The sequence below is a fragment of the Aequitasia blattaphilus genome (genome assembly GCF_024721305.1).
GTDB lineage: Bacteria > Bacillota > Clostridia > Lachnospirales > Lachnospiraceae > Aequitasia > Aequitasia blattaphila.
This window is the reverse complement of sequence record NZ_JAMXOD010000006.1, coordinates 51,846-68,688: the sequence shown is the minus strand read 5'-3', so window position 1 is coordinate 68,688 and position 16,843 is coordinate 51,846. Positions and strand designations below refer to the sequence as shown.

At 39.9% G+C, this 16,843-nt stretch carries 12 protein-coding genes and 1 other annotated feature; of the genes, 3 read left to right on the top strand and 9 right to left on the bottom strand.

Translation table 11 applies throughout. From position 1 onward, the window contains the following. Positions 1-42: 42 nt before the first annotated feature. The 7 genes from NHH15_RS05805 to NHH15_RS05775 are packed head-to-tail and all read right to left on the bottom strand — an operon-like array spanning position 43 to position 10,045. Positions 43-765: a hypothetical protein gene (locus NHH15_RS05805; RefSeq protein ID WP_262065717.1), complete on the bottom strand. Its 723-nt coding sequence runs from the start codon at positions 763-765 to the stop codon at positions 43-45. 28 nt (positions 766-793) lie between these two features. Continuing rightward, positions 794-2,437 carry a Na/Pi cotransporter family protein gene (locus tag NHH15_RS05800; RefSeq protein WP_262065716.1) on the bottom strand — a complete coding sequence of 548 codons (1,644 nt, stop codon included), beginning with the start codon at positions 2,435-2,437 and terminating at the stop codon, positions 794-796. 23 nt (positions 2,438-2,460) lie between these two features. Beyond that, positions 2,461-3,783: a tetratricopeptide repeat protein gene (locus tag NHH15_RS05795; protein ID WP_262065715.1), complete on the bottom strand. Its 1,323-nt coding sequence runs from the start codon at positions 3,781-3,783 to the stop codon at positions 2,461-2,463. Between the two features lie 14 nt (positions 3,784-3,797). Then, positions 3,798-3,932, bottom strand: coding sequence for a hypothetical protein (locus tag NHH15_RS05790; protein ID WP_262065714.1), 135 nt, complete (start codon positions 3,930-3,932; stop codon positions 3,798-3,800). Next, on the bottom strand, positions 3,919-5,226 hold the full coding sequence (locus tag NHH15_RS05785) for a bifunctional folylpolyglutamate synthase/dihydrofolate synthase (RefSeq protein WP_262065713.1): 1,308 nt from the start codon (positions 5,224-5,226) through the stop codon (positions 3,919-3,921). Before NHH15_RS05785 ends, NHH15_RS05790 begins: the two co-directional genes overlap by 14 nt. 11 nt (positions 5,227-5,237) lie before the next feature. Further along, positions 5,238-7,382: an LTA synthase family protein gene (locus tag NHH15_RS05780; RefSeq protein WP_262065712.1), complete on the bottom strand. Its 2,145-nt coding sequence runs from the start codon at positions 7,380-7,382 to the stop codon at positions 5,238-5,240. Positions 7,383-7,393: 11 nt separating this feature from the next. Continuing rightward, a complete protein-coding gene (locus NHH15_RS05775; protein ID WP_262065711.1) occupies positions 7,394-10,045 on the bottom strand; it encodes a valine--tRNA ligase in 2,652 nt (883 codons plus the stop codon). A 76-nt stretch (positions 10,046-10,121) separates the two neighbouring features. After that, positions 10,122-10,345 (bottom strand) — a binding site (T-box leader). 72 nt (positions 10,346-10,417) lie between these two features. Here NHH15_RS05775 and hydE point away from each other — a divergent pair. Genes hydE through hydF form a run of 3 tightly spaced genes read left to right on the top strand, consistent with a single transcriptional unit; the run spans position 10,418 to position 14,094 of the window. Next, positions 10,418-11,458: a [FeFe] hydrogenase H-cluster radical SAM maturase HydE gene (gene hydE / locus NHH15_RS05770; protein WP_262065710.1), complete on the top strand. Its 1,041-nt coding sequence runs from the start codon at positions 10,418-10,420 to the stop codon at positions 11,456-11,458. A gap of 13 nt (positions 11,459-11,471) precedes the next feature. Further along, positions 11,472-12,893, top strand: coding sequence for a [FeFe] hydrogenase H-cluster radical SAM maturase HydG (hydG, locus tag NHH15_RS05765; RefSeq protein WP_262065709.1), 1,422 nt, complete (start codon positions 11,472-11,474; stop codon positions 12,891-12,893). 10 nt (positions 12,894-12,903) lie between these two features. Beyond that, entirely contained in the window at positions 12,904-14,094 is a 1,191-nt protein-coding gene (gene hydF / locus NHH15_RS05760; RefSeq protein WP_262065708.1) for a [FeFe] hydrogenase H-cluster maturation GTPase HydF, read from the top strand. Positions 14,095-14,096: 2 nt separating this feature from the next. On the opposite strand, the gene NHH15_RS05755 is transcribed toward hydF, so the two are convergent. Continuing rightward, positions 14,097-15,143, bottom strand: coding sequence for a type IV pilus twitching motility protein PilT (locus NHH15_RS05755; protein ID WP_262065707.1), 1,047 nt, complete (start codon positions 15,141-15,143; stop codon positions 14,097-14,099). Between the two features lie 16 nt (positions 15,144-15,159). Further along, a complete protein-coding gene (locus NHH15_RS05750) occupies positions 15,160-16,836 on the bottom strand; it encodes a GspE/PulE family protein (RefSeq protein ID WP_316044069.1) in 1,677 nt (558 codons plus the stop codon). Positions 16,837-16,843: the final 7 nt, after the last annotated feature.

Genomic DNA, 16,843 nt, shown 5'->3' with positions numbered 1-16,843 from the left:
AAAACTGATTGAAAATTCAACCAGTTTTATTTTGCACTTTTGTTAGTTACCGTAATTATGTATATCGATCTCTGTCAATCCCATTTCATCATATACGACAAATCGCATGTTTTGCGAGTATTCGTTTTTATATTCGTATGTATAGTATCCCAAATCCTCTGAGCGATAGGGCTCCTCAGAAGGTTCTCCATATGCTGCTTTTATTTCCTCGTAAGTTGCACCCCAGGTAATTCCACCTGCAAGAACAAAATCTGGGTAAGGCTCTCCCTTTTTCATTGCACTGGAAACATCTGCCTGAATTGCCCATACATTACTCTCAGTCACATCGACAGCTCCATCTGTGGTATTGATAAATCCTGCTGAAACCCGGACAGCATACTTATCTTCCAGATATTTTTCATTCGTCAAATCAATGGTTGAAGTCAGCTTATCCTTTGGATTCAGTATGTAACCATCCTCATAGCCGTAGTCAGCCATATTAAAGGTCCATCCATTTTCCTCAAGAGTCTTATAAGGAGTTTCTAATAGTTTCATATTAACCCCATCAAATATAAACTCCATTTCAGTCCACTCACTGTCCACTGTTCCCGTCTCTTTTTTTTCTTCAACCTTTTTCTCTTCTACTTTTTCCTCTTCTTTTGGCTCTTCCGCCTTTTGCTGCTCCTCTTGCACTGGCTCTTCCTTCTTTTCCTGAGCCGGTTTTGAGCATGCTGTTACAGTCAATAGCATCAGTGCTACTACTGCCATCAATAATCTTTTTTTCATTTTCCTTTTTCCTTCCTTTTTATCCCTTTTATTCCTCTATCTGCTGCAATACTTCCTCTGCAATATTTCTAGCATGATCTGAAATACGTTCCAGACATACTAATGCATCTAAAAAGACGATACCTGCCTGGGTTTCACATTGATTCTTGGCCAGTCGCTTAATATGTTGATTTCTCAATGAAACCTCTAAATCATCTGCTCTTGTCTCTTCTTCAATTACCTTTAGCGCTTTATCACGATCCTGGTTTTCATAGGCTTCCAACGCATACGTGTAACTGTCTGCGCATACCTCAAGCATTTCTTTCAATTGAGTTCCACCAATTTCAGAGAACTTTATATTTTTTTCACGCATATTTTCTGCGAATTCAGAAATGTTTTCTGTATAATCACTTACACGCTCCATATCGGATATAATTTGAAGCATATGGGCTACTTCCTGATGCTCTTTTTCACCAATCTGTTTCGTATTAATTTTAATAAGATATTCCGTAATTCCGGCAGTCAGCTTATCTGCTGTCTTTTCTTCATTTTTCAGATATTCTATATCTTCGCTCTTCTGTGTAAAAAGAACTCTTTTCGATACAGCCATGGCTCCCTTTACGATATACCCAAGGCGTACTACTTCATTAACAGTTGATTGAAGTGCAATTCCTGGTGTTTCTAACATACGATCATCTAACTGTACATCACTTACTTCAACGGCTGCCTCATCAATCCTTCCAATCTTCTTCGCCAATTTAATAATCCAGTTCGAAAGCGGGAAGAGCATAACCGTTGTAGCAATATTAAATACCGTATGAATCACACTGATTTGAGTCTGAGTAATCTGTCCATTTCCTGCTTCCGGCTGAAGAATCCAAAAGTACGCAATGGTGATACTTCCTAAAATAACCGTTCCTAAAACATTGAAGAGTAAATGCATGATTGCCGCTGTCTTCGCATTTTTCTTGGCACCGATACTTGATAGAATCGCTGTCACACAGGTTCCAATATTTTGACCCATGATGATATACAATGCTGCACTAAAAGGTACCAGTCCTGCTGCAGCTAATGACTGTAAGATACCCACCGATGCCGAGGAGCTTTGAATAATTGCCGTAATTGCAAAACCGGCAAATACTCCCAGAAATGGATTCGAGCCTAACTTTACAAACACTTCCCTGAAAACCGGCGAACTCTGCAAAGGTTCAACTGCACTGGACATGGTTGTGATTCCGATAAACAGGAGCCCAAATCCAATAATAATGTTCGCAATTTCTTTTGATGAACGGCGTTTTCCGCTAATCATCAGGATGACACCACAGATAACTGCAACCGGTGCAATCTTAGCCGGACTTAAGAACTCTGCCCACTCTACAGAAGACACTAACCAACCTGTTATTGTAGTTCCTACATTTGCGCCCATGATAACGCCCATGGCTTGCTGTAAATTCATGATTCCTGCATTTACAAAACCAACCACCATAACGGTAGTTGCAGAGGAGCTTTGGATAACAGCCGTAATTGCCGCACCTAGTAACACTCCCATTAGCTTATTTTTCGTCAAGGCCTCTAAAAGAGACTTCATCTTATTTCCTGCTGCATTTTCCAGGCCCTGAGCCATGATTTGCATACCATAGATGAACATACCAAGTCCACCGGCAAACCCTAAAATAATACTAAGATTATCCATTCCTTCTTATCCTCCACATTCCATTAAAGCGCATTCAATGCCTCCTGAGCACCCTGCACATATTGTGAGCCTCCATACTGCTCCACCAATCTATTGTAATATTCCCTTGCCCACTCACTATCACCCTTTTGTCCATAGGCCTGACCTAGCAGATACAAGGCTTTTCCGTCCTCATACCCATCATTCATACGGATTACTTTTTCCAAATCGGTAATAGCGGCGTCTACTTCTCCTGCATTGAGGCTTGCTTCTCCTGATGCAATTAAGCTTTGGCATGCTCTTGGGAATACACCTCCCGCCACCTCATCATAAGTACTTTTTCCCAAAGGTCCCAGGGAAGGCACACTTACTTTAAACAGCTCCTCTATCATTTCAGAATCTGAAACATCTTGTGCTACATAATGGGTATAGACTCCCATAACAACTTCATAGCTGTTTTGCGTCGACGCGGCAGTTTCTTGAGCATCTTCTGCCGGGGCATCTGCCCGATAACTTTCCAATTCCTTTTTCAATGCACTAATCTGAGCTTCCTGTGTTGCAATTCTTTCACTGAAGGAAATGGTTTTGCCATTCAACTCCTTCTGCTTATCTGATACCACAGAAGGCATAATAAGAAAGAGCACTACAGCTACGCCCAACACCGCTCCAAGCAATATATTGAGCAGCGTATGAGTCCCCATATGCTCTTTAATTCCAGAATTAACCGGGGCAATAATGGTCTCATTTCCCACCATATATTCCACACTTTGATTCGCTTTCGTCTTCTCTCGTACAATCTTCGCAGTTTTTCGCTGTTCTTTCTGCCCCTCTGTTATTTCCTGCATATAGCTTAAGGTAATATCGCTGGTCTTATCAAGTTGATGAGCCGTGCGAATGTACTTCTTAGCCTCTTCGTATTCCTCAACATCGATTAACAATAAAGTTAGAAGTTGATATGCCTTCACAAAGGTAGGATGGTCTTTTACTACCTGCTTTAACTGAATCGTAGCCAAATCTTCTCCATTTTGATTGGCATAAACAAGTGCCTGATTATACTTCTTAATCCCTTGATTGATTGTTTTAAGCCAGACTAAATCCTCTTGAATCTTGTGAATAAAATAATTGGCTATGTTTTCCTGAGGCTGCAAATTTTTACTTAATATCCACTCTACAAGACCTTCTACTATATCTCCCCGTCCATAATAGACGAGACCAAGCAGATTTCTTGTTGCAATATTGTCACTGTTATATTGCAGACTCCTCCTAAGGGACACAATGGCACCTGATAAATCTCTAATATTGGCTTTTCTAAGGCCATCATTGTACCAGTAATTAGACTGATACAACAGTTTCGTTTTATAATCCATTTTAAAGTACCCTTCTACTTGGTGCTTTCAATCATCTCTTTAAGAATATCAGACATATCTGTTAAATCATCCTGATAAACTGCATCTTCAATATCCTCTACTTCTAAGCTTGGTTGAAACTTCTTTAATTCTTCTTCAAAATTTAGCATTGGATTTTCCTCCTAACGCTGCTTTAATCTCTCCCACTAAATAAAGAGAGCCAAAGCAAAAAACGGGTCTGTTTTCGGACTCGCTTTTTATATACTCAATAGTTTCTTGAACATTTTCCTTGACAACAATCTTTTCCTTTGTATTTTCGTGAAATACTTCCGCCAATTCTTTCCCAGAGACACCTCTTGAATTTGTCAGACCTACGACTGCATATTCCTTTGCCTTCGTATGAGTACAAATATACGGAATAATCTTCCGATAATCTTTATCGGATACTGCACTATAAAGAACCACCGGTAATGCTTCTGCCTCTTCTGAAATCTGATTCAGCACTTTACATGCCTCTGTAACTGCCTGAAGATTGTGAGCCCCATCCACAAAAATATTTGGAACTACTTCCTCCATTCTCCCAGGAATTTCTGTATTCTTTACAGTTTCTTTAAAGCTGTCTGGATAGCTCTGGGTTTCCAGCAACAAAGCAGCAGCCCTGATTGCTAAAAGAGCGTTTACAATTTGATACTCTCCATAAACGTTTATGCTCCAAACATCATTTTTATCATAACCAGTCGACGGTAAAAAATCAATAACTTTTCCACGAATGTTCATAAGTTGATAAGAGGAATCATCCACTATCTCATATGGAACACTTGCATTTTTAGCTGCATTCTCAATTATTTTACGGGATTTTTTCTCTCGTCCATCAAAGATAAGAGGAACATTTCTTTTGATAATACCAGCTTTTTCTCCTGCAATTTCTTCAATAGTTTCCCCTAAAATACTTTGGTGATCCGGTCCAATTGATGTAATAATAGAAAGAGTTGGCTTGATGACACTATTGGTTGCATCCAGCCTGCCTCCCAGCCCTGTTTCTAAAACAATGTACTCCACATCTGCTTTTTCAAAAATTACCATGGCCATTACAAACAGAAATTCAAAGTAAGTGGGATGTTCATACCCCTCTGCTTCCATTTCTTTCACCGTATCATAAACCTCATGAAAGGCCTCCAGAAATCCTTCATCGGATACTTCATCTTTATCGATTAAAAACCGTTCATTGATGCGTACCAAATGAGGTGATGTGAAAGTCCCCACACTTTTCTTTTCCCCCAAAAGTATATCTCTTAAATAAATACATACAGAGCCCTTTCCATTTGTTCCAGCCACATGGGTTATTTTTCTTAGAACTCCTGGATATTTCAACTTTATCAGTAAATATCTTGTATGTGAAAGTGAATTTTTCTTCGTGAATTTTGGAATGCTCTCAATATAAGCTACGGCAGATTGATAATCCATATTTAACTCTCCTATTCTTGTTCTTGCTTTGCCCATGACACACCTTTATCTGTTGCCGTCCCCGGACTTTCTACCAACGTTCCATCCTGGTAAACATATTCATTACTTCTCCTAAATTCCGTATTGCTGGAGCCCATTTGTTTTACAACCAAAACATCTCCCTCTTCAAGATTCGTTTCAGGCAGATTAATATGTGTATTATTCAAAAAGCTGCTCTTTTGCTTCTCACCATTCACATATACTTTGCTGGATTTTGTAAAATTCGTTCCGTACAAACTAAATCCCTTTTTTATTTGTGGTGTAATGTCTGTTACCGTTACATCTCGTACTCCCATCACCATATGACCTTCATCAATTGGTGAATTGTCTCCATATACATACTGCTTACCATATAAAAGATCGTATTGAAGAAGTTCTAAATCCTCCAAATAATGTTTCGTTTTTCGTCTCTCTTGATGATAATTAAAGACTGTTCCTGAGTGGATATCCAATCGCTCAAATACATCGGCCAAAAGTTGATAAGATGCGATATTCCCATCTCGCTTCTCTAAACCAATATTATCCCATATTACGTAGTTTGTATTATACAGATAACGACTTTTCAAATCCTCAGACTGCAATCCAAGGGTTGGCAAATGATCCCCGTAAAACACCATAACCGTAGGCTCTCCACGTTCCTCAATCTTCTCTTTTAACTTTCCAACAAACTGATCCATTTCATAGACCTGATTGACATAGTATTCCCATTTATTTTTAAGAGCTTCATCTTCGATACCACTTACAGTAACCGCTGGATTTTCAATCATCTTTTCTTCCGGATAATCTCCATGTCCCTGCACACTCACTGTAAAGACAAAGTCTTTCCCCTCTGTGGTGTCCATGGAATCTAAAATCCCCTGAACCAAAACATCATCCTTTGCCCATCCATTCGGTGTGGTTTGAAGGATGTTCATAAATTCCTTGCTGATAAAGGTATCAAATCCCATATGATCAAACACTTGGGCTCTACTGTAAAAATTTCCACCATTATTATGTAAGGCATGTGTTCCGTAATCCAAGACATTCAGGGCTGTTGCAGCACTTTCTAAGGGCGTTTCCTTCGCATAAGTCTTATAGGGATATTCCCCTGGTCCAAAATAGCGCAGATTCATTCCTGTTAAAACCTCAAACTCCGTATTTGCCGTTCCTGCTCCTACTGATGGAACTTTAAAATATCCTGTGGAGTAGTTTTCAAACATCTCTCGCAGATTTGGTAAGGCATCAATAGATGTTTCAAAAAACTCTGCATCACTTACGTCGAAAAAAGATTCCAGCTGTACCACGATAATATTAGGACGGGCTTCTGTTGCTCTCCCTGTCTCAGATTTCGTAATCTCTCCATTATTACTGATTGCTTCAATGGACTCCTCTGTATAATTATTCGGCTGATTAATGCCTGTATTAAAGAGAGATGCCATAAAACAATAAGGCAGACCATAATCTTCATATGCAAAGGCAATATTGCCAAAATACGTTGATACCACTCTCTTGTCAATTGCCTGATTTGTCGCCAGGCCAAACAGAGCAAAGAAAACACCACTTCCAATAATGGCTACCACTCGATGCATCCTTCCCTTATACTGCCCGCCTCGTTTCCACATGGAAACAACCCAAACACTCACTGCAACAATGCCAATACTAAGCACTACAATTTCAAATGCATTAAAATAGTTTGTCAAAAGGGTTAATCCATCCTTGGCAACCTTAATATCCTGAGCATTGAAAGGAGTTACTCTTTTCAACAACATATATCCATTGGTAACACCCAGAACCAGCCACAAAACACTGATAATAATTCGGGCAAAGGTTCTCCTTCTAAATATATAAACAATGGACAATGTACAAAAAATCATAAAGGCATTGTATAGAAATACCATTGGTGAACCAAACAAGTATTGGAGCCCCTTTATTAGTGAATGTCTGGAAATGGACTCAATTATCAAATTCAAAAAACAAGCTAACAGAACATGAAAAAATAGGGAATACTTATTTAATATCGTATAAACCGGCATCATCTTTCTGTAAAATCCACTATTCCTTCTTTGCGATAAAATGTACTCTCTTCTTATTTTACGCTTCCTCAAATGTTCCTTAATAACGGAAATTTGTATCTTCATTCATATCCCTCTTATCTGTTTTTAATCTGGGTAACCCGCTCTTTGACCTGTTCAAGCATTTGTTCATAGGTTTCCAATTTTTCTTTTTCTTCCTCTACCTTTGCCTGAGGTGCTTTTGATAAGAACCTTTCGTTTCCAAGCATTCCCTTCGCCCGGTTGATTTCCTTCCCCAGTCTCTCTTCTTCTTTCGTTAAGCGAAGAAGCTCTTGCTCAAAGTCTATCAGTTCCTCTAATGGCAAATAGATTGTTGCATCGGGAACCACAACAGAAACTGCATCTTTTGCAATTCCTTCCTTGGTCTTTTGAACGATAAAATCACTTCCTGCTGCCATCATAAGTGCAGACTCTTTCAATGCTTCCAATCCCTTAATTAAATTGTCCTTTTCCGTCACTACATAAATTCTTGCTTTTCTTCCATTTGGCACATTCATCTCTGAGCGAATATTACGTACTCCTCTTAGAATCTCCTTGAAATGATTTAATACATCTTCTTCCTCTGAAAATCGTTCTTCTTCCTGATACTTAGGCCATTGAGAAATCATAATAGATTCTTCATCCGGCATCAGATTTCCATAAATCTCCTCTGTGATAAAAGGCATATATGGGTGTAAAAGCTTCAAGGACTTTCCAAGAACTGTTTGCAATGTATATAACGCTTGATTAGCCTCTTCTTTTTCTTCTTCTGCATGATAGATTCTGTATTTTGCAATCTCAATATACCAATCACAGAATTCATCCCATAAGAATTCGTATATTTTAGACAAGGCAATACCGAGCTCGAACTTATCCATATTGTCTGTTACTTCTTTTATCATTTCATTGCATCTGGATACAATCCATTTATCTGCCGGATGTGTACTGGCTGCCTCAGGTGTAGTAACTCCATACTTTTCAATATTCATCAAAATAAAACGGGATGCATTCCATACTTTATTTGCAAAGTTACGGCTTGCTTCTACTCTTTCCCGATAAAAACGCATATCGTTTCCTGGTGCATTTCCCGTTACTAAAGTCATACGCAGGGCATCTGCACCGTACTCATCAATAATTTCCAACGGATCAATTCCATTTCCCAGGGATTTACTCATTTTTCTTCCCTGGTCGTCTCGTATTAAGCCGTGAATCAATACGGTATGGAAAGGAGACTGTCCTGTTTGCTCTAATCCTGAAAATACCATACGGATTACCCAGAAGAAAATAATGTCATATCCCGTTACCAATACATCTGTAGGATAGAAATAATCTAACTCCTCTGTCTTCTGTGGCCATCCCAAGGTAGAGAAAGGCCATAGAGCTGAGCTAAACCATGTATCCAGGGTATCTTCGTCCTGTCTAAATTCATGATGTCCGCATTTCGGGCAAGCCTCTGGCATCTTATCTGCTACTACGATTTCATCACAGCTTTGACAGTAATATGCTGGAATTCTATGCCCCCACCATATTTGTCTGGATATGTTCCAGTCTCTGATATTTTCAAGCCACCGCAAATAAACCTTGTCAAAACGCTCTGGAACAAATTTGAGTTCTCCTTTTTTCAACACCTCAATTGCTGGCTTAGCAAGCTCTTCCATTTTTACGAACCATTGCTTTTTCACCATTGGTTCCACAGTTGTTCCACAACGATCATGGGTTCCTACATTATGTACATGCTTTTCAATTTTAACCAGTAATCCCAGATCCTTCAGATCTTGTACCATTTGTTCTCTGGCTTCATACCGTCCCATTCCCGCATATTTCCCGCCGTTTTCATTGATAGTGGCATCATCGTTCATTACGTTGATTTCTTCTAGGTTATGTCTTTTTCCCACTTCAAAGTCATTTGGATCATGAGCCGGTGTGATTTTTACTGCACCTGTTCCAAACTCCATGTCTACATACTCATCTGCAACAATTGGAATTTCTCTATTTACAAGAGGAAGTATTGCCGTTTTTCCAACCAGATTTTCATATCTTTCATCCTTTGGATTTACAGCAATTGCAGTATCTCCCAGCATTGTTTCCGGTCTGGTAGTTGCAATTTCCAAGAAAGTATCACTATCCTTTACTGGATATTTAATATGCCAGAAGTTTCCTTCTTGCTCCTCGTGGATTACTTCTGCATCAGATATGGTTGTTTTACATACTGGACACCAGTTAATAATACGGTTTCCACGATAAATAAATCCTTTCTCATGAAGGCGTAAAAACACTTCCTCTACCGCTTCTGAACAGCCTTCATCTAAGGTAAAACGTTCCCGGTCCCAATCACAAGAAACACCTAGCTTCATTAGCTGTTCTTCAATTGCTCCTGCATACTCATCTTTCCACTGCCAAGTTCTTTCCAAAAACTTTTCTCTGCCTAGCTCTCGTTTATCAATTCCCTGATCCTTTAAGGCTTCCGTAACCTTTACTTCTGTGGAAATTGCCGCATGATCCGTTCCCGGAATCCACAAAGCATTGTAGCCCTGCATTCTTTTATATCGGATAATGATATCCTGCAAGGTATTATCCAGTGCATGTCCCATATGGAGTTTGCCTGTGATATTTGGAGGAGGCATTACCGTTGTAAAGGGCTTTTTGCTCCGATCTACCTCAGCATGAAAATATTTTTTATTCATCCATTTTTCATACAATCTCTTTTCCATATTTTGTGGATCATATGTCGTATTTAGGTTTTGACTCATTTCTTTTTTTCCTTTCTCTCATCACACATTGTTCACAAATAAAAAAACGTCATCTTACTATAATATACTATTATAATAAAAGGACGAATCATTTTTACCGCGGTACCACCTTTATTATATGGCGCTGCCATATCACTTCTCATATTCTTTAACGGGAACGATTCCGGGATTATCTACTCCTTGTTTCAATAACCCTGCTCCAAAGCTACCTGCAGCTATCTCTCCATAAATCACCTCTCAGCCATGGATGATTCTCTCTTAATGAAATGAATGTCTGCTCCTCTTTTTCTCAGCATTTTCAATCTATATAAACTACAGATAATAATACCATGAAATGTAATTTTGTCAAGTTTGTGTTATACTATTTGATGTATGAAAAATTTAATTGAAAAACTCAACAAAGAAAAAAAACTCTCAAAAGAAGAGTGGATTTTTCTTCTCAATCATCAAAATAACGATTTAGAACAATATGCAGCTAAACTAGCAGGGGATTTGTACAAAAAAGTCTATCAAAACAAAGTCTATGTAAGAGCACTCATTGAATTTACAAACTACTGTAAAAACGATTGCTTTTATTGTGGTATTCGAAAGGGGAACAAAAAGACAGCTCGGTATCGGCTTAGTACAGAGGCAATCTTAGATTGCTGTGAAAGAAGCTATGAAGCCGGATATAGAACCTTTGTCCTTCAAGGCGGCGAAGATCCCTATTTTACCGATGAGAGAATGATTCAAATAATAGCAAGCATTCACAAGCTCTATCCAGACTGCGCTATTACCCTTTCTATTGGAGAAAAAAGCTACGAAAGTTATAAAGCTTATTATGATGCTGGTGCAAGTCGGTTTCTGCTTCGTCATGAAACTTACTCTCCCAGCCATTACGCCAAACTACACCCTGCAAGCTTAAGCGCAGAAAATCGTCAGCAATGTCTGCTGAACCTAAAAGAAATCGGCTATCAGGTTGGCTCTGGATTTATGGTTGGTTCCCCTTATCAAACCAATGAGAATTTAGCAGAAGATATGCTCTTTATTAAAGCACTAAATCCTCAAATGCTTGGAGTTGGACCATATATCACCCACCCTGATACACCTTTTTTCAATATGCCCTCAGGAACGCTGCACCAAACTCTTTTTATTTTGTCGCTGCTGCGCATTATGATTCCGGAAATATTGCTTCCCTCAACTACAGCTCTCGGCACTCTGGGAGAGGATGGCCGGATTTTAGGAATCAAGGCTGGTGCCAATGTGGTAATGCAAAATATTACACCGAAGGAAGCCCGTGTAAATTATACTCTTTATAAAAATAAGGAAAGAGCCGGTGATATTGACATTCGATTGGATAGTCCATTTTTTAAAGCATTAAAAAAGGAGGGTTATTATGCCGTAACAGATATCGGCGATTCACTAAATACCTAGGAGGAAATGAAAAATGTATGATGTAAACTCGAAAAACGCCCAAGATTTTATTCATCACGGTGAAATCTTGGAAACCCTGCAATACGCAGAGGAAAACAAGGATAATCTGGAGCTGATAAGCAAGCTGATCGAAAAGGCCAGAAAACAAAAAGGACTTACCCATCGTGAGGCTTCTGTACTCTTAGCCTGTACAGATGAGGAGAAAAACCAGGAAATATTTAAACTGGCAAAGGAAATTAAAGAAAACTTCTATGGCAACCGCATTGTTATGTTTGCCCCTTTATACCTTTCCAATTACTGCATTAATGGATGTACTTACTGTCCATATCATATGAAGAATAAGACCATTCCACGGAAACAATTAAGTCAGGAAGAAATCGCAAAAGAAGTCATTGCACTCCAAGATTTGGGACACAAACGTCTTGCCCTGGAAGCTGGTGAGGATCCCGTCCACAACACCATGGACTATTATTTGGAATCCATCAAAACCATTTATGGTATCAAGCATAAAAACGGTGCTATACGTCGGGTTAATATCAATATCGCCGCAACTACTGTAGATAATTACCGCTTGCTGAAAGAGGCGGAGGTTGGTACCTATATTCTCTTCCAGGAAACCTATAACAAAGAGAATTATGAGCTGCTTCATCCAACTGGTCCAAAAGGCAATTACGATTATCACACAGAAGCTATGGATCGGGCTATGGAAGGTGGAATTGACGATGTTGGACTTGGTGTATTGTTTGGTCTTGAACAATACCGCTATGAATTTGCCGGACTTCTTATGCATGCCGAGCATTTAGAGGCTGCTTTTGGCGTTGGTCCTCATACCATAAGTGTTCCACGACTCAAGGATGCTGATGACATTGACGCAAGTGAATTTAAAAATGGAATCGATGACGATACCTTTGCTAAAATTGTTGCTTGTATCCGCATTTCTGTCCCATATACTGGTATGATTATTTCAACCAGAGAAAGCCAGTCTGTTCGAGAACGCGTACTCAAGCTTGGTGTTTCTCAGCTTAGTGGTGGTTCGAAAACCACCGTTGGTGGATACAATGAGGAGACCGAATCCGAAGGGGATTCTTCCCAATTTGAGTTAAGTGATACCAGAACCTTGGATGAAGTTGTACAGTGGCTGATTCAGATGGATTATATTCCAAGTTTTTGTACTGCGTGCTACGGCCTTGGCAGAACTGGAGATCGCTTTATGAGTCTGCTGAAAAGCGGACAAATTCAAAACTGTTGCCATCCAAATGCCTTAATGACTTTACAAGAATATTTGATGGATTACGCTTCTCCTACGACAAAAGCTTTGGGAGAAAAATTGATTTCGAAAGAAATTGCCAATGTTCCCAGTGAAAATGTACGAAAAACTGTAGCTGAAAATCTGCGATTAATTCGGGAAATGAATCGTAGGGATTTTAGATTTTAAGGAGTTTTCTATGAGCATGCAAAATACCCCCGCCTCTGAGCGGATTCATATTGGAATATTCGGAAAAAGAAATGCTGGAAAATCAAGTCTTATCAATGCTTTAACCGGTCAAGATTTGGCTATCGTATCTGATGTAAAGGGAACAACTACTGATCCAGTTTTGAAAACTATGGAGCTGCTGCCTTTAGGCCCAGTTGTCATGATTGACACACCTGGGCTTGATGATACAGGTGTTTTAGGGGAAGAGCGTATCAAAAAGACTTATCAGATTCTTAACAAAACAGATATCGCACTGCTTATTGTGGATGCTTCTGAGGGCTTCTCTTCAGAAAACCAGCAGATTCTTAACCGTATAAAAGAAAAGGAAATCCCATATCTGGTTGTGTATAATAAATCTGATTTACTCCCGGAAGAGACTCCATTACCTATTGAATCTTCTATTTTAGTGAGTGCCAGAAATCAGGAAAACATCTTCCAGTTAAAGGAAAGAATTGCCGCTCTTCTTCCTGATGAAAATAGAGACAAGCCCATCGTCCGGGATTTGATCAATGAGAATGATGTTGTCGTTTTAGTGGTGCCTATTGATTCTGCTGCCCCAAAAGGACGCCTCATTCTGCCCCAGCAGCAAACCATACGGGATTTATTGGAGGCAAATGCCCTTCCCATAATTGCGAAAGAGAATACTTTAAGGGAAACCCTTGCTTCTTTACAAAAAGATCCTGCTTTAGTCATTACGGATTCCCAGGTTTTCCAAACAGTAAACAACATTCTTCCTTCTCGTATTCCTCTGACTTCCTTCTCTATTCTTTTTGCTCGTTATAAGGGAGATTTGGATGCATTAGTCGAAGGTGCTGACGCATTAGATTCTTTAAAAGATGGGAGTCATGTCTTAATCAGCGAAGGATGCACTCACCACAGGCAATGCGATGATATTGGAACGGTAAAGCTTCCACGGTGGTTAAAGGAATATACCGGAGCCAGCCTGCAGCTTAGCTTTACCAGCGGAACCGAATTTCCCATGGATTTATCTGCCTATGATTTGATTATTCACTGTGGTGGATGTATGCTGAATGAGCGGGAAATGAAATACCGGATTCGCTGTGCAAAGGATAACCACGTTCCCATTACGAACTATGGAACAGCCATTGCAAAAATAAAAGGGATTCTGGCAAAAAGCCTGAAACCCTTTGAAAATCAATAATCTTATAAGAATTGCTCTAAGTCTTTTTTATCATTGGAATATTGATATGCCTCCTGAATTGAGATGAATCCCTGGTTCACCAACCGGATTAAGTCCTTATTCAAGGTGTGCATTCCATAGGCCTGTCCAGACTGCATAATTGTGCTCATCTGGTGGGCCTTATTTTCTCGAATTAAATTCAATGCTGCATCCGTTCCAACGAGAATCTCTGTTGCCGGAACCCTTCCCTGTCCCCCCTGGGTCGGAATCAGACACTGGGTCACAATTCCTTTTAAAATTCCAGAGAGTTGTGTTCGAACTTGATTCTGTACATCTCCCGGACAAGCATCAATAATTCGGTCTACACTTTGAGCCGCTCCCGTTGTATGAAGGGTAGCCAATACAAGGTGACCGGTCTCTGCTGCCGTAATAGCTGCTCCGATCGTTTCATAATCCCGCATCTCCCCCACTAAAATCACATCCGGGTCTTCCCTTAATACGGCACGAAGGGCTGCTCCAAAGCTCAAAGTATCGATACCAACCTCTCTTTGATGGATAATGGATTTATCCCCCTCAAAAACATACTCAATCGGGTCTTCTATGGTCACTATATGCTGTGCCTTTTTCCGATTGATGTAATTGACAATTGCTGCTAAAGTGGTGGATTTCCCACTCCCTGTTGGCCCTGTTACCAAAACAAGCCCTCGAGGCTGATTTGCCAGCTCCTCCAAAACCCTTGGAAGATTTAATTCCTCCAGATTCGGAATATGATCATTGAGCAATCGTATCGTAGCCGCAATCCTTCCTTGTTGATAGAATACATTGACTCTTTGCCGGAAACCTTCCTGGCTTCTTGTAGCAAAATCCACTTCATGTCCTTCTGCCATATATTCCTTCTGTCTCTGGTTCATCATTTCAAGTATGATTGCTTTTGTCTCTTCATTTGAAAACTCAAACCCACTTTCTGCCAGCGTTCCATTTATGCGGAAATAAGTTTTCAGTCCTTCTGTTATATGTATATCAGAGGCTCCCTTTTCTCTGGCACTCCTTATGATGTCGTCTATTCTCATCTTGTATCTCCTTACCTTAGGAATAATATGCAATCTTTAATAATTCTTCTACTGTTGTAACTCCTTCTGCCACAAGCTGCTCTGCTCTGCTTGCCAGAGTATACATTCCTTGTTCCCGAATCCCGTACTCCACAATTTCTTCCACACTGGATCCTGCTGTAATCATTTTCCGCACCTGCTCATCAATCATCAGAATTTCATGAATCGCAATTCTGCCAGAGTACCCTGTGTTATTACAGCGGGTGCATCCATGAGCTTCTTGTACCACCTGGATTTCATCCCTTAGGAAGGCTCTTTCTCTTTGACTTACCGGCCTTTGGGTTCCACAGTGTTTACATACTTTTCGCATCAGACGTTGCGCCACTACTCCTACCAGAGAACTTGCAATCATGTAGGGCTCCATACCCATATCAATCAAACGAACTACTGTAGCTGCCGCATTATTGGTATGAAGGGTTGAAAGCACCAAATGTCCTGTAATGGCTGCACGTATTGAAATTGCCGCCGTTTCAGAATCTCTGGTCTCTCCTACCATAATAATATCCGGATCTTGTCTCAATAGCGCACGAAGTCCCACTTCAAAGGTTAACCCTGCCATGTTATTGGTCTGCATTTGATTGATTTTCGGAAGATTTTTCTCCACTGGGTCTTCAATCGTTGATATATTCACCTGTCTTTTGGAAAGCTCCTCAAGCACCATATACAAGGTAGTGGTTTTACCGGAGCCAGTGGGTCCTGTAAGGTATAGGATTCCATTGGGAGACTGAAGCATAGAAGAAAACTTCTCATAATCTTCATCTAACATTCCATAGGTTGCCGGATAATCAATGCTTCCTCTGGATGCCAAAAGTCTCAGGACTGCCTTTTCTCCAAATACCGTTGGTATCACAGACACACGCACATTTACATAGGTATCTCCAATTTTTGTTTTGAAATGTCCATCCTGAGGAATACGTCTTTCTGCAATATCCAGATCAGATATAATTTTTATTCTTGCAATCAGAGATGCATGAAGAGACTTCTGCAATGTAACGTAATCTACAATCGTTCCATCAATACGCATCCGGATATTGGATTGGGTTTCAAAAGGTTCTACGTGAATATCACTGGCATTGACACTATATCCCCTTGCAACTAACGAATTCAGAAGATTGACAATAGGGGCATCCCCATCCTCTTCATTAATATCCAAATCGATTTCATCGATTTCCACCGAAGTTGTATTGGCTTTTTGTGCCGCCCGTTTTGCAGAAACTTCTGAATAAAAGTAGTTAATCGCCCCTTGCAAAACACCTTTTTCAGAAAGTACTGTCTCCAGATCCATTCCGGTTACTTGCTTTACATCCTCAAATCCATAAAAATCCAAAGGATCATTGGTTGCAACTGTTAAAGACTGCTCATCTTGTTTAATTGCCAGCATATGATATTTCTCCGCCAGCTGTTTCGGTATTTTTGCTACCGCTTCAATGTCCACTTCATAATTACCCAGATCTACAATGGGTAAATCAAAACGTTTAGCCAATGCCTCTAACGTCTGTCTTTCTGTTACAAATCCCAGTTCAATCAAGATTGCTCCAAGACGCTTCCCTCTATTTTCCTTTTGATAAGCGAGGGCCTTTTGAATCTGTTCTTCGGTTATATAACCACTTTCCTTAAGGAGCTCTCCTATCGGTATATTTTTAATATTTGCCACGATTTTT

Excerpts from the sequence above, each read along its gene's own strand:
- NHH15_RS05805 (WP_262065717.1), bottom strand. The coding sequence starts at position 765 with ATGAAAAAAAGATTATTGATGGCAGTAGTAGCACTGATGCTATTGACT.
- NHH15_RS05800 (WP_262065716.1), bottom strand. The coding sequence starts at position 2,437 with ATGGATAATCTTAGTATTATTTTAGGGTTTGCCGGTGGACTTGGTATG.
- NHH15_RS05795 (WP_262065715.1), bottom strand. The coding sequence starts at position 3,783 with ATGGATTATAAAACGAAACTGTTGTATCAGTCTAATTACTGGTACAAT.
- NHH15_RS05790 (WP_262065714.1), bottom strand. The coding sequence starts at position 3,932 with ATGCTAAATTTTGAAGAAGAATTAAAGAAGTTTCAACCAAGCTTAGAA.
- NHH15_RS05785 (WP_262065713.1), bottom strand. The coding sequence starts at position 5,226 with ATGGATTATCAATCTGCCGTAGCTTATATTGAGAGCATTCCAAAATTC.
- NHH15_RS05780 (WP_262065712.1), bottom strand. The coding sequence starts at position 7,382 with ATGAAGATACAAATTTCCGTTATTAAGGAACATTTGAGGAAGCGTAAA.
- NHH15_RS05775 (WP_262065711.1), bottom strand. The coding sequence starts at position 10,045 with ATGAGTCAAAACCTAAATACGACATATGATCCACAAAATATGGAAAAG.
- hydE (WP_262065710.1), top strand. The coding sequence starts at position 10,418 with ATGAAAAATTTAATTGAAAAACTCAACAAAGAAAAAAAACTCTCAAAA.
- hydG (WP_262065709.1), top strand. The coding sequence starts at position 11,472 with ATGTATGATGTAAACTCGAAAAACGCCCAAGATTTTATTCATCACGGT.
- hydF (WP_262065708.1), top strand. The coding sequence starts at position 12,904 with ATGAGCATGCAAAATACCCCCGCCTCTGAGCGGATTCATATTGGAATA.
- NHH15_RS05755 (WP_262065707.1), bottom strand. The coding sequence starts at position 15,143 with ATGAGAATAGACGACATCATAAGGAGTGCCAGAGAAAAGGGAGCCTCT.